Origin of the sequence: Legionella worsleiensis, assembly GCF_001467535.1 — a bacterium.
GTDB classification, from domain to species: Bacteria; Pseudomonadota; Gammaproteobacteria; order Legionellales; family Legionellaceae; genus Legionella; species Legionella worsleiensis.
The window spans coordinates 65,730-80,868 of sequence record NZ_LNZC01000031.1 but is presented as its reverse complement, the minus strand read 5'-3'; the positions used below and the strand labels follow the sequence as shown (position 1 = coordinate 80,868).

Genomic DNA, 15,139 nt, shown 5'->3' with positions numbered 1-15,139 from the left:
TGTAAGTCCTAGCGTGCTTATCAAACTTACACTGTGAACGATTGGCAACAGTCCAGAATGAATCTCGAAAAAGTCATTAACAGAATGATTTTAATTGATTATTTTTTACACTAATAGGCTTGATTATTTTAAGGAGCGCAATAATAACCCAATCAAGTTGTTTGTCAAGTTGAAGGTAAAAAGCCCCAAAAATATGGTTTAGTTGATAGAGGTAATGCTCATATGGTAATTAATTACCCATTAATGATTGAAAATATCATAAAAAATATCTATGATGCGCTCTTTTTATCCGAATGCCCGGGCAGCATTACATTAAGATCTATTACCAGATATGTTCTGTACGGATATATAACTCTGATTGTCATATTCATTGAAAAATGATGCCTAGCTCCCAATTCAAATTTAGGAAACCATATAGTGCCTTATACTGATGATAGATATCTCGAAAAATGCATAAAAAATAAAAACGCTTTAATTCTTAAAGATCATGTCTATTCACATTTTGATCATGAATATTTTACTTTATCAGAGGGTAAACCTTGGCAATCGAGAAATATTGAAATAATTTGTAATTTTTTAAATAAACATCCAGAAATTACAACGCTTGATGTGAGCAATCATCGGATCGGTATAAAAAGCCTGGAAAAATTGTTAGCTGTACCAAGCTTAAGAATTCTAAAGATTAGAGGGAATAAACTAGGCGATGACGCTGTAAAAATAATAGCGTCCAGCCCTTATTTAGATGAATTGGATGTTAGTGATAACAAAATCAGTTATATAGGTGCTGAAGCCTTTGAATTGAATGAACGTCTGCTTAGCCTTGACATAAGCTGCAACCAAATTGGTGTTCAGGGTGCTAAAGCCTTAGCGCGTAATAAATCTATTCAACGTCTCAATTTGAGTTACAATCATATTGGTGATGAAGGTGCCCAATATTTAGCATCAAATACACGACTTACTTTTTTAGATGCCAGTACTAATGACATCCGGGGAGAGGGAGCATGCGCATTGACCCAAATGCCAAATCTTCGTGAATTAAATCTCAGTAACAATTACATTTACGATTTCGCCCTGAGAATTAGTCCTAATATGAGTACTCTCAATCTTTCTTCTAATCTTTTAACTGATAGAAGTGCGTCTGCCTTAGCAAAGAACAATTTACTGTATCATCTTATTTTGAAATCAAACCGTATTACCAATGAGGGTGCTATTGCCTTGGCAGGTCATACATCGCTGGAAAAACTTGATGTGAGTTGGAATCGCATTACTACTGAAGGAGCGATTGCTTTTGCAGCAAGCCAAGGTTTGATTTGGCTGAATATTGAGGGAAATAAGATTGATTGCTCAGGTGCCAATGCCTTTATAAACACTCAAAATTTGTTATGGCTGAATGTTGGGGCATTAAATCTTGGTTATGGTAGTAATAACTTGTTGACGCAAACCAGGGAAAAATTAGATGATGGTGTTTATGGAAAAATACTAGTACCTTTAAGAGATGTGAAGCTCCCCAGCCCCGTTCCTGTTGATAAACCATTAATTAAAGCAGTAACGCCTCGCATTCCAGAGCGAAGAGTAGCCATACCTAGTCAGCCTGTTTGTTCTATGTCGATTTTAAGAGGATTTATAGCGGTTTTAGGTATTACTCAGATTGCTGTAGCGTTCATTATTTTGGATGCAGCGTCTCTTGATCCTACCAGTTTTTTAGCGGCCACGACAGGAGCAGCTCTGCTTGCGTTCGGAGTATTTGGTACTACTTTAACGAACAAAGCTGCAAGTGAAAATGCTCATTTATTTCGAGCCTATTGAAAAAGTCACACGTTAAATTGACGTTGCGCTCTGGAGTAGATATGGATTGACATCCATCTGGATGTCAATAGTCAGGAGGCTCAGGCCTTGCTTAAGGCTGATATAAAAGGCTCAAACTGGTCAGACGATAAGATATCGCAAGCGTTTGACTGTCGCAGACAAGCTGTTGAAGATATCCGCAAGCGCTCTTGATGTTAGAAGGATTTAAGATTGCGGTTGATGGTTGCTTATTTTAATTGCTCCCGCCTACGTGCCTCGGACAAGCCGAGGCACGTAGGCGGGAGCAATTGGTAACACGCCCTAGTTTAGATTAACTACATCACACCTCAAGTCAGGCTAAAAATCATCCTGAGCTTGAGAAATGAATAAAAGGCTGAATGACGGTTAATGCTCGGAACTAACTGAGTGATCTTTAATAAAAAAAGCCAGTATTGTTACCATCAATAGGGATATAGGCAATATAGACAAGGCAACCTGATAATCTTCTACAGTATAGATGTGTTCTCCAGCCACTATACCACTATCTCCAAATGTATCGAGCAATTTACCCACTAAAGGTTGAAATACAACGCCACCCAAAGTAACTATCATATTGGTTGCAGCAAAAACAGTTCCTGACAACTTGGCGCCACTGCATTCTTTTGCCATGATAAAGACAATAATTTCCGTTGCACTAAACACACCATAAAGAAACAGCAGAATGTTTAAACTAACATATGACAGTCCAGGACAATAAAGCACCAGACTAATACAAATTAATGATAAAATAGCCCCAATCACTAATGGTAATACTCGTCTTCCAGTGCTATCAGATAAGTAGCCTGCGATAGGTGCGCCTACAGCCCAACCCAAAAAAACAGCCGATACTGTCCTGGCTGCTTCAACCTTGGTTAAATGATGTGCCTGCTCCAAATACGTTTTACCCCACAACTCTCCAAATACAGATAGGGACGTGTAAAGGCATGCACCAACAAACCCAATTAACCAGACCTCAGGAGACATGAGTACTTTTAATACGTTATGAAAAAACTCAGGTAAGGGATATTTATTGGGTTGAAACCCTTCAGGGCCATCTCGTACAACAAAAAACATCAAAACACTTAAACCTGAACCTATGACAGCAATCAGGAACAAAACATGCTCCCAACCCATGATCATAGACCATTCGGTTATTTTAACCTCACCGTATACCAAGCCCAACATGCCAAGAGTGGTAATCAATCCTGCAACCAACGAAAAATATCGTCTTGGTAACCAGTGCAAGGTCAAAGATAAAACGCCCACAAAAGCAAAGGAAGAACCAAACCCTACCAGAAATCGGCCACAACCAACCAAAAACATGGATGAGGTCAGAGTAAACATCCAGGACCCCAAGGTGCAACACAAACAAGCAAAAGTGAGCAATCTTCTGGGGCCGAATCTGTCCATCAACATGCCTACAGGCATCTGCATGGGTGAATAGGCAAAATAATACAGCGCCGAAATCTGCCCAAAAGTAGTTGCTGATATATGTCCCAGGGCAGCACTAAGCTCGGACTGTAACGCTCCGGGAATAATTCTCAGTATAAACTCATAGCAGTAAAATACAGCCCCAACAAAGCAGACCAGTATGCCAAACATCATTTGCTTTTTGTTCATCATTTTATCTGTGTGCATGGGCGTGCGTTTCTTTTAAGAAGAAAGTCAATATAGCTGCGATGAGAATACCCAACGGAATAATTGACAAAGCAAATTGATAATCATCGACAGTGTAAACTTTCTGGATGTTATCCACTAGGGTACCTGTAAGCGCTGCATCGCCAACGTGAGTTGATAAACTAAAATCGAGCAGATGACCCACAAGAGGTTGTAACAACATGGCTCCCAACATAACTATCATATTCGTGACAGCCATAGCGGTACCAGCAGCTTCACCGGGACTTAATTCACGGCCAACTGCAAAAACTATAGCTTGAGAACTATAAAGCAGGCCAAGCAAAAACATCAGGGACTGAATGTTCGTTTCACTCAAACCGGGAAGATATAAGATCATCATCATTACAATCGCTGCACCGCCAGCACCTATAAGCATAGGAAATTTACGTCTGTAGAGTCTATCCGAAATGTACCCCATTAATGGAGCACCCAGAATAAAGCCTAAAAAGAGTAATGAATTGGCGAGACCTGCACCCTGTGCGGTTAATCCGTGCGCATGTCTCAGATAAGGAATACCCCAGAGCTCTGCAAAAACAGTGGTAGGCAGGTACACGAGACATCCATACATACCATTAACCCATATTTGCTTGTTTCTGATAATGATACCGAGATCTATCATTCCTTTTTTGAAACTTGATACAGTACCGCTATTTCGATGGTGGCCTTTTCTATCCTGAATTCCAAACCACAGCACCACTGTGAGCACAATTCCGAATAACGCAGTAATATTAAGCGTTTTAATCCAGCCTATTTGCTCAATAAAGATCTCAAGGAAATTATCACCCAACATGGCGCCTATAGGGCCAAGTGCTGAAGTCATCCCTGAAACCATAGCCAACCTGTTTTCCGGCAGCCATATGGTGGCGAGTTTCAAGACACCCACAAAAGCAAATGCTGAACCAAAACCAACTAAAAAGCGGCCAAGTGCAGCAACCCAAAAGACGGTAGTGGCGGTAAAAAGGAAAGTACCGATAACACAAACGAGGCACGCAAAAGTTAATAAACGTTTAGGGCCATAACGATCCAGCATAACACCAACGGGTAATTGCATAGGAACATAAGCAAAGTAGTAAACTGAAGAAAGTAGACCAAATCCTGATGCCGATAAATTAAAATGGCCTCTTAAGGAATGCTCCATCACACTGGGAGCTATACGTAATAAATATTCATAGCTGTAAAATACAGCGCCTAATCCACAAATCAGCCATCCCAGGATTGCGTAATTATCACGGTTTTCTGAATGCAAAGTTATCTCCTTAACGTTCGGGTTAAGCAAGAGCACGAAACCTCCCTTTAAAGAGAAATAAAGTGCTCTGTTTACTTTTAGTTATTTATTTGACCACACCACTGGCTATTGCAGCTTTTGCAACGGCTTCAGGAACCCTTTCTCTCAAACGAGGATCTATGGGTTTAGGAATGATGTAGTCGGGACCAAACTCCCATTGTGTTACACCAGGATAGTTATCCTTGACAACCTGGGGAACTTCCTCATGCACCAGCTGGCGTATTGCCTCAACCGCCGCAATCTGCATTGCCTGATTAATACACGTAGCGCGCACATCCAGTGCACCACGAAAAATATAGGGGAAACATAACACATTATTGACCTGATTTGGATAGTCGCTTCGTCCTGTTGCAATAACCAAATCATTACGAACCTGATGAGCAAGCTCTGGTCGAATTTCAGGATCAGGATTAGACAGAGCAAAAATGACAGGATTTGGAGCCATTAAATTTAATAGATCCGCATTTAACAAGTCAGGTTTGGCAACACCAATAAAGACATCTGCATTTTCAAGAGCATCTTCGAGTGTTCGACAATGCGTCGAGCGTGCAAATGCAAATTTGTAGGCGTTCAGATCTTCACGGCCGGAATGAATAACTCCTTTGGTATCAAGGAGCAGCATATTTTTTTTGTCTGCACCCAAAGCAACCAGCAAGCGCATGGATGCAATTCCAGCTGCTCCTGCGCCTATACACACTATTTTAACTTCTGAAAGGCGTTTTTTTTGTAACTCAAGTGCATTTAAAAGACCGGCGGCAACAACAATAGCTGTACCATGCTGATCGTCATGAAATACTGGAATGTTAAGTTGCTCTGTCAGAGCCTGCTCAATTTCAAAACACTCAGGAGCTTTAATATCTTCAAGATTAATGCCGCCAAATGTTGGCGCTATAGCCTTGGCGGTAGCTATAAATGCTTGACAATCATCTGCGTCGACCTCTATATCGAACACATCAATATCAGCAAATTGTTTAAATAATACTGCCTTACCTTCCATGACCGGTTTACTGGCCAGTGGGCCTACATCACCCAAACCCAGTACAGCAGTACCATTAGTCATTACTGCGACCAAATTGCCTTTACTCGTAAAACGATAGGCATTTTCTGGTGTTTCAGCAATAGCTAAAACCGGTGCTGCCACACCCGGGGTATAGGCCAGGGATAAATCATCCTGGGAATTAGTCGATTTGGTAACGTGTACACCAAGTTTTCCTGGAACAGGAAATTCATGATAGTCCAACGCACGCTGCTTTAATACGTCATTATCCAAAGTGCTTACTCTCTATATCAGACCACACGAAAATAAAAGTTTTTTTCAACTCACTAAAACTTTTTACAGGGTTCAGTCGGAACAACTCACTACCCATTTCCCTATTTTCATTAACAACGTTAATGCTTATACGGGAACACGATTTGAATATCAAGGGTATTTTTTAAAGTGAGCATTCCAGACAAAGTAAAGACAATTACTAAAAAGGCACGTGTTTACTGTGCCTTTTTAAAAAAAATGTGCCTAAACCCGCTTGATTATTCTTTAGATGCAGTTTTAGCAGAACGCATGTTATAACGATCACGGAATTTCTGAACACGACCGCCTGTATCTACTAATTTTTGCTTACCGGTATAAAATGGGTGGCATTGTGAACATACTTCAATGCTGAGATCTTTACATAAAGTTGAACGAGTTTCAAAAGCCTCGCCACAACTGCAGGTCACTTTAACTGTTTTGTAATCGGGATGAACAGATGCTTTCATAATACCACTCTCTTATAGTTCTAAATGAATATCGCCACCTGGACTCTACTGCCAAGCACCATACTCTACACAAATGACGCAAAACAATAGCAGAAATGAAATTATAAATCAATTTTTTCTAAAAACCTCAGGGTAAACGCATCTAAACGTATTATCTAAGACCAAGACGCCTACGTTCTGCGCTTTATGCGCAGAATCCAGATCTTTGCCTGCACTAAGATCGCATGGATCCTGCGCATAAAGCGCAGGACGTAGGCAAAAGGATGGAGATTTATGTTCATAATTTAGATGCGCTTGTCCTGCTAAAACCCTACCTGGAGTTTAATGTACTGGCAAGGCGACTGAATAAACCAAAGTAATTATAACCTCTAAGCACCGTACGCTTGAATAGATTACACATCGAGTTCCACCCATACAGGTGCATGATCAGAAGGACGCTCGGCTTTTCTCGGCTCTTTATCAATTTGCGATTGTCTGCATAATCGATTTAACTCATGGCTCAGTAAGACATGATCAATACGCAAACCTCGATTACGCCTAAAACCAGCGGCACGATAATCCCACCAACTGAACGAGCCCTCTTCCTGTTCAAAATTTCTAAAACTGTCATGTAATCCTGATTCGATTAGTTCTTGAAACGCTTTTCGTTCCGCAGGACTTACCAATACACAGCCCTTCCACTCTTCAGGATCGTGAACATCTCTATCTTCTGGAGCGATATTAAAGTCGCCTACTACCGCCAGTTTTGGATATAAAAGCAATTGCTGTTGAATAAAAGAAATCACTTTATTTAACCAGTGCAGTTTATATTGGTATTTGTCAGAAGTAAGTTCTGAACCATTTGGAACATACAGATTGATTATTCTGATGTCACCAACAGTCACAGCCAAAATTCTGCGCTGCGGATCGTCAAGCCCCGGAATATCCGTCATCACCTCACTAATAGGTTGACGACTTATCACAGCGACTCCATTGTATGTTTTCTGTCCTGAAAACTCAATATGATATCCTTTGTCAATAAAAGCTGCTGCCGGGAAATTTTCGTCTACCAGTTTGGTTTCCTGCATAGCAAGAACATCCATCTGAGTTGACTCAAGCCATTCCAAAACCTGCTCGAGCCTGACCTTTAGGGAATTAACATTCCAACTAGCCAGTTTAAACACACCAGTCTCCTTTGTACTCTATCATTAAGGGCGCATGATCCGATAAACGCGGCTCTCTAAAAATTCGACTGTCGATAACATGTTCTTTCAGCCCCGGAGTAATGACTTGATAGTCTATTCTCCACCCTACATTTTTTTCCCAGGCCTTATTACGGTAGGACCACCAGGTATATTGTTCTTCTTCCTGATTGTGTACTCGAAATGCATCTACAAACCCCATGGTTCCAAAAAGTTCATCCATCCAGGCTCGCTCTTCAGGTAAGAAACCTGAGTTTTTTTGATTCCCTCGCCAATTTTTCAAATCAATTTTCTTATGCGCAATATTATAATCCCCACAAAGAATAAGTTCTCGTCCCTCATTTTTTAAATTCGTCAGATGAGAAGCGAATTTCTCGAGAAAATCGTATTTAACTTCCTGGCGCCCATCTCCGCTGGTACCTGATGGTAAATATAAGGAAATAACACTTAATTTAGGATAATCAAACTGAATGTAACGTCCCTCATTATCACAATAATCAAATCCCATGCCTTTGACGATACGAGTAGGTTTTTGTCTGGCATAAATAGCAACACCGCTGTATCCCTTTTTTTGTGCATCAAAATAATCACAAAAATAGTCTTGTGGATAATAAAGCTCTTCGGGTAATAATTGATCAACCTGAGCTTTGGTTTCCTGAATACAGACAAAATCAGCGTTTTGACCTGCAAGCCATTCATAAAAACCGTTACGTGCGGATGCACGAATACCATTGGCATTAAAACTGATTACCTTCATAACCTTTCTTACTCCAGATTCCCAAAGTGCAGGGTTTTGCGCCTCTTGTTGGGTATTTTAATACATTGCCCGTTTCGTATTATTCGTTTAATTCTTTTTAATTGATAAAGCCAAACGTGCCAATCGCTCTCCCAGGTGACGAGCCAAAGTTATCTCATCCTGACTCATGGGATGATCGTTTGCAACACCAGAAACATGCGTTACACCATATGGGGTGCCTCCGGTAATGGTTGTATTTAGGGCAGATTCTGTGTAGGGAACACCCACAAGAAACATACCGTGATGCAATAAAGGTAACATCATGGATAACAAGGTACTTTCCTGCCCTCCGTGCATGCTTGCTGAGGAAGAAAAAACGCAAGCCGGTTTATCGACCAAATCACCAGCTAACCACAAAGCAGAGGTTCCATCCAGAAAGTATTTTAATGGGGCAGCCATATTACCAAAACGAGTTGGGCTTCCAAGAGCAAGACCGTGACAATAACGCAAGTCATCCAGGCTGACGTAGGGAGCACCACTTTCTGGAATGGCTTTCTCAGTAGCTTCACAAGTCGTTGAAACCGGAGGGACGGTCCTCAATCTGGCTTCAATTCCTGCGACACGTTCAACGCCTCGAGCAATGTATTGCGCTAATTGAGCAGTAGAACCTGTTCGAGAATAATATAAAACCAGGATATAGGGCTCTGACATGAATAAACTCCATAATTTTCTTTTCACGGAGTATATATCAGGTCCAGGTGCATGACAAAAATTACATAAGATATCTGGATTTTATAATAAAAAACTTAGTGCCCCATAACCAGTACATTTGCAGCAAGCATGTGTTGAACAAGCTCTGCTGAATCGGAGGTTCCAAAAACAGACACCACATCCACACCACTCAATACTATGGTTTCTGGCGAGGCATTGAAGAGTGCATTACCCGTAGGATCAGTCTTGATTACAGTATCGGTTTGATTGGTTGACTCATTCAAAATGGTACTTATTTGCAACAAACTATCCAACGAATTAGAAGTTAAAGTCGAATCTTTAAACAGATCAGTTAAGTCCAAAATACTTTTTTCACCATTAATGGTTTCTTCAATACCCAGTTTAAAATCAGTGATGGTATCAATTCCAGGTTGGGATCCAATATCGGATTTTTCAAAAACAAACACGTCATTGCCACCTCCACCAGTCATCAGGTCATTACCCATACCGCCATGAATAATATCATTACCTAATCCACCGACTATGGTATCGTCCCCTGCACCGCCATGAAGAAAGTCATCTCCATCCCCGCCAAAGATCAATTCATTACCGTATCCGCCATAGATGAAATCATTATTCGCACTGCCATACAATTCTTCAGTGCCAGTAGATGAAGAGGAATATTGTGTTGTATTATCATTGCTCTGACTGATATCAGGAAAAAGAACGTTTTCTGTCTCCAAACCCAAATCCAGCAATGTATACACATAAAAATCGTTAACTTGAGCCGCATCCAGACCATGAGCAGTCATAAAATCATGCACTACAGTATCCAACTGCTGAACGAAATTACTGGTGCCGTTGTCTTGAGTGCCATCGGCTGAGTATTCTGAATAATAAGTGCTGGATTGATTAACCACAGCAGTAAACTGATCATTAAAGTCTCTGAGCGCATCGTAACTAATGCTCGAACTGCTGAAGGCAAGCACAATGACACTGATGTCACTTAATATATGAGATGGCAAATACCCCCTACTGTATGATTCAAGAATCTGGGCATAACTGCCCTGAGTCAAGTGCTGTACCTCACTAATGGCAGCAAGTGCATTATCTCCGGGAGCCAGGGTTTCCATACTGACGTGTAATGCTCTTTGACTTGCGGCTAAAAAGTCAATAACCTCTGCGCTGGCAAGCTCACCCAAATCAAGGTATGAAGCAATAGAATTCAACAAATTCGTGTCACTAAAATCGGCAATAACCCCTTCAGGCAACTCAAGCAAAGCCTTGCTGATTGCTTCGAATACTGAAAAAGAAACACGCCCCTCATCGGTGGAATAACGAATGGCAGCAAGTTCCGCAAACTGAACAGCAGCCGTCATAACGGACGCATTTTGCATAAGAATATCATGAGAACCCATTATCGGATTAAGGCTAATGAGCTCGGTACCTTCTGGCAAACCCAAACGTGCAACAATATTGGCATTCGCTGTTTGATAATCAAAGCCTGATTCCAACTGAGCCTGCAACAAACTGGTTAAAGGTGACACTATCGCTGAGCCCACAGGACCAAAAAGATTTATCTCGTAGGTAAGTCCCGTATCAATATCAAAGCCTCCCGTTTGCACGGCTCGAGCTTCTCCTAAAACGTATTGACCATCCCCATTCACATCCAGTTTGGCAAGATCCAATACCCACTCAACATGACCGTATTGATCCGTAATGCCCAGACGCTCACCTTCGTCTTCCTGGTTGTTATTGTTAATATCCAGATAAAGAATGGCTCCTACTATAGTTCCATCAATAGTAGCCGTTCCGCCACTTAAAACAACTCCGGTAAGTTGAGTATCTCCTGAATCATTCAACACCGCACCGTTAGATAAATTTACTTTAAAATATTCCGTCGCAGCACCTGAATAAGTCACGGTTATCGTGTAAATATTTGAGGAAGGGGTAGAAACAGATACGCCGATGATGTTTGTTCCTTTGATGACAATAGTATCCGTATTTACAGTGAAATCAGTGATAATATCGGTTGGAGCCGCTCCCGCAGTAGCGCCTCCTTGCCCTTTAAGCAAAACAATTTGATCAGAACCTGATCCTGTGGTGATGGTATCATTTCCTAATCCACCGATAATCACATCAGAACCATTACCTCCTGAAAGAATATCGTTGCCTGAGTCACCGGTTATCCAGTCACTGGACGCTGTTCCGGTTATGGTTTCGGCAGGACTGTTCCCGGTAATTTCCAAATAAACAGGAATAGACTGACTGGTGGCTGTATTGCCATTTGAAGATTCAACAGAAGAGGCAGTAGCAGTAATCGCACTGATTTGCGCAGCGGTCAGTACCGTTGTTGATGTTAGCCTGATGTCATTCCCTACAATAACATTGGCGCTACCACTGGTAACAACTACCTCAGTATTGGTCACCGTATCAAATAATGTAACTCCATTCGGAATGGAGGATAAAGTTATAGTACCTAACGTTTCACTGCCATCAAGATCGCTCAGAAACGCCTCTGTCTGCAAGATATACTGGAAACTTGCAGCCTGATTGACAGTTAGATTGTCCCAACGTGATGCAAAATCACTATCGAAAGTGTACATTCCTACAGTTGTCAATGCCGGAGCAGTAGATGCTCCACCGCTGACTGTGCCGTATACATAAGAAAGACTTGCCTGGGTAGCTGGATCAGTAAGATCTGTTGCCGCAATAGATATTCCCGTAGCACTCACGTTAATGACCAGGTTAAACCAATCATCTCCGTTAAAAGTAGTGCGAGCCAAATCAGTGGGTGTTCCTGCGACAATTTGTACCAAACTCAACTCGTAATATTGCCCAGGAAGAAACTGAAAAGATGATCCTCCTGGAGCAAAATTAATGTCGGGATTTTCCCAGCGCACCAGAAAATAGTTCGAACTGTTCTGGTAACCAAATACGACACCGACTCCATTGACACTAGTATTAATATTTGCAAATACATCAACCGAAATAACGTAACTCGTGAGCGCTCGCTCTGCAACGGTCATCTGATTCGTGTTTAAAAATAAAATACCTTGAGAATCATCGTTAGCATTTGCAGAATTATAGAATATCTCTCCCCCTGACTTAGTCCACCTGCTATTAAAGTTACTAACTTCGGTTGCATCAGTACCTGTTTGACCTGCCCAGGCACTACTGGTAAACAAATTGGCCTCGGTTTGCGATTTACCACTACCACCTTGAATTTCTGCAAAAGTGTTAGTGAATAATGCTACTCGTGTCCAGTTAGTCAAATTGTTTTCATTGATATTATCGCTAAAATTCGCATCGATCACATTGGTACCGGCAGTTATGGTGGGCAAACTCAAGTGAGCATAAACTAATGGTGTATCGGCAACCGCTCCTACATCAATAGTAAATAAATTAGGGGTTTGATCCAGGTTAACACCTCCATTTGCAGTCCCGCCATCATCGGATACCTGGAAGGTAAAGGTGCTCGCTCCATGAGCGTCTTTGACGGGAGTGAAGACTAAAAGACCCGCATTAATATCAGTAGCATCTATATTTTGCCCCGCAGTAACAGCTACACCATTTAACGTGAGCGTTCCACTGGTAGGTAACGTCGCAATTCGCACTCTGAGAAGAGAATTGGCAGGATTATCGTTCACATCGGTCATACTAAAATGAGCCGTTGACAAGACTATAGGAGTATCTTCAGTCGCTGAAAGTGTATAGTCTGAACCTTGTGGTGCATCACTAACAGGATTAACTGTAACATTTACTGTTGCAGTTTCCGTAGCTCCGCCCGAGGTCACGGTGTAGGTAAAACTGGTACTTCCATTAAAATTATTTGCAGGAGTAAAAGTAACCGTTCCATTGGCATTCAAAAGAACTGTACCATCTGCAACATTCACGGTACCGCCAACAGTAATAGCGTTACCGTTTATGGCTGTAATGACACGACCAGCATTTTCAAAGGTATCATTTGCAATTACAGCAATATTCACCGCAGTATCTTCGTTAGTAACTGCGGTATCATCAGCAATATCGACTCCGGCAGTAATATTAATCAACGTAACATGAGTACTGCTGGAAACTCCATCATTTGCAGTGAACGTTAACGTGTCCTGACCGTAGTAATCTTTTACTGGTGTATAATTTAAACTTTCCAATAAAGTAGTCATATTAGCTGGAGCACCTACTAAAGTAATACTCATACTTCCATTATTACTTACGGCAATACCTTGAGTTGTCGCTATGGAATCTGAAACCGTCAAGTTTCCATAAAGTACTGAGATTGTTATTGTTACTGAAGCACTATCAGTATCAGAAAGTGTAAACTCATTGCTATTAGCGATTCTAAAATTTCTACTGCCGTCTTCAACCATGGTTTGATTTAATTGACCAGTAATTATTGGAGCATCATTAACTGCGGTCAGACTTATGGTCAAAGTAGATACATCAGTATTGCTTCCATCGCTTAAAGTATAAGTGACTAGCGGCACAGCACCGTTGTAGTTAGAATTCGGTATAAAACTAAACGTACCATCCGTATTGATTTGCAAAGTACCCACACCAGAAAGAATCGCCGTATCCCCTGCAACGTAGGTAGCAGGGTCACCTGCCACACTAAACTCGGTCACAGTGACTGGCCCATCCACACTGCTCGTGCCGCTTAACACCGTACCATTAAGCGGCGTGTCTTCGGCAGTGTTTAACACCTCATTACTGTCGCTAAACGAATCATCCACAGGAGTCACGTCCAGAGCTAAAGTGGATGTATCAGTGCTGCTGCCATCGCTTAGGGTGTACGTTACCAGAGGAACAGTGCCATTATAGTTGGCGTTGGGGGTAAAAATAAAAGTACCATCGGCATTAATCAATAAGCTACCGACGCCAGCAATAACAGCGGTGTCTCCTGCAAGGTAAGTCGCCGGATCGCCTGCCACACTAAATTGGGTCACATTGACCGGCCCATCGACACTGCTCGTACCACTTAACACAGTGCCATTAAGTGGCGGCGCATCTTCAACGATGCTCAATACTTCATTATTATCAGTAAAGGCATCATCAACAGCTGTGACGTCCAGACTTAAAGTCGACGTATCACTTGTGCTGCCATCGGTAAGGGAGTACGTTACCAGTGGAACAGCGCCATTATAGTTGGCGTTAGGAGTAAAACTAAACGTTCCATCGGCATTAATTTGTAAACTACCGATTCCTGTAATAATCGCCGTATCACCTGCAAGATAAGTCGCCAGATCACCCGCCACACTGAATTGGGTCACAATTACGGCGCCTTCAGGGCTACTCGTTCCGCTTAATACAGTACCATTGAGTGGGGTGTCTTCAGGGGTGCTTAACACCTCATTGCTGTCAACTAAGGGATCATTTACAGGCGTGACGTCCAGACTTAAGGTGGACGTATCAGTACTGCTGCCATCAGTTAGGGTGTAAGTCACCACGGGAACCGCACCGTTGTAGTTGGCATCAGGGGTAAAACTAAACGTTCCATCGGCATTAATTTGCAAACTGCCGATGCCAGCAATAACCGCCGTATCACCTGCAAGATAGGTCGCCGGATCGCCTGCCACGCTGAACTGAGTGACAGTAACTGACCCATCGACACTGCTCGTACCGCTCAATACGGTTCCATTCAATGGGGTATCTTCGACAGTACTTAATACTTCGTTATTATCACTAAAGGCATCATCAACAGCTGTAACGTCCAGACTTAAAGTCGAGGTATCACTGCTGCTGCCATCGGTCATGGTGTAAGTCACCACGGGAACCGCACCGTTGTAATTGGCCGCAGGAACAAAACTGAACGCACCATCGGCATTAATCAGTAAGCTACCGACGCCAGCAATAACAGCGGTGTCTCCTGCAAGGTAAGTGGCCGGATCGCCTGCCACGCTAAATTCAGTGACACTCACTGCACCATCCACACTGCTCGTTCCGGTCAACACGTTGCCATTCAAAGTCGTG

9 protein-coding genes are annotated in these 15,139 nt (G+C 42.1%); 1 reads left to right on the top strand and 8 read right to left on the bottom strand.

Annotated features, from left to right (window positions below; translation table 11 throughout):
• The first annotated feature begins 417 nt into the window (after positions 1–417).
• Positions 418–1,806, top strand: coding sequence for a leucine-rich repeat domain-containing protein (locus tag Lwor_RS12160; protein WP_058494149.1), 1,389 nt, complete (start codon positions 418–420; stop codon positions 1,804–1,806).
• 384 nt (positions 1,807–2,190) lie between these two features.
• On the opposite strand, the gene Lwor_RS12155 is transcribed toward Lwor_RS12160, so the two are convergent.
• The 8 genes from Lwor_RS12155 to Lwor_RS12120 form a co-directional block, all read right to left on the bottom strand.
• Positions 2,191–3,462 (bottom strand): MFS transporter, encoded by a 1,272-nt coding sequence (locus Lwor_RS12155; protein WP_058494148.1) that lies wholly within the window; start codon positions 3,460–3,462, stop codon positions 2,191–2,193.
• The gene (locus Lwor_RS12150) at positions 3,449–4,747 is read right to left on the bottom strand and encodes an MFS transporter (protein ID WP_058494147.1); all 1,299 of its coding nucleotides are present in this window, start codon (positions 4,745–4,747) and stop codon (positions 3,449–3,451) included. The genes Lwor_RS12155 and Lwor_RS12150 overlap by 14 nt, the downstream gene beginning before the upstream one ends.
• Before the next feature lie 85 nt (positions 4,748–4,832).
• Positions 4,833–6,056, bottom strand: coding sequence for a malic enzyme-like NAD(P)-binding protein (locus Lwor_RS12145; RefSeq protein ID WP_058494146.1), 1,224 nt, complete (start codon positions 6,054–6,056; stop codon positions 4,833–4,835).
• A gap of 257 nt (positions 6,057–6,313) precedes the next feature.
• Positions 6,314–6,541: a 50S ribosomal protein L31 gene (gene rpmE, locus Lwor_RS12140; protein ID WP_058494145.1), complete on the bottom strand. Its 228-nt coding sequence runs from the start codon at positions 6,539–6,541 to the stop codon at positions 6,314–6,316.
• Between the two features lie 392 nt (positions 6,542–6,933).
• On the bottom strand, positions 6,934–7,704 hold the full coding sequence (xth, locus tag Lwor_RS12135; protein WP_058494144.1) for an exodeoxyribonuclease III: 771 nt from the start codon (positions 7,702–7,704) through the stop codon (positions 6,934–6,936).
• Complete coding sequence (locus tag Lwor_RS12130) at positions 7,697–8,479, bottom strand: exodeoxyribonuclease III (RefSeq protein ID WP_058494143.1); 783 nt, start codon at positions 8,477–8,479, stop codon at positions 7,697–7,699. The genes xth and Lwor_RS12130 overlap by 8 nt, the downstream gene beginning before the upstream one ends.
• A gap of 87 nt (positions 8,480–8,566) precedes the next feature.
• Complete coding sequence (wrbA, locus tag Lwor_RS12125; RefSeq protein ID WP_058494142.1) at positions 8,567–9,169, bottom strand: NAD(P)H:quinone oxidoreductase; 603 nt, start codon at positions 9,167–9,169, stop codon at positions 8,567–8,569.
• A gap of 95 nt (positions 9,170–9,264) precedes the next feature.
• The gene (locus Lwor_RS12120) at positions 9,265–15,120 is read right to left on the bottom strand and encodes a tandem-95 repeat protein (protein ID WP_157063151.1); all 5,856 of its coding nucleotides are present in this window, start codon (positions 15,118–15,120) and stop codon (positions 9,265–9,267) included.
• Positions 15,121–15,139 lie beyond the last annotated feature (19 nt).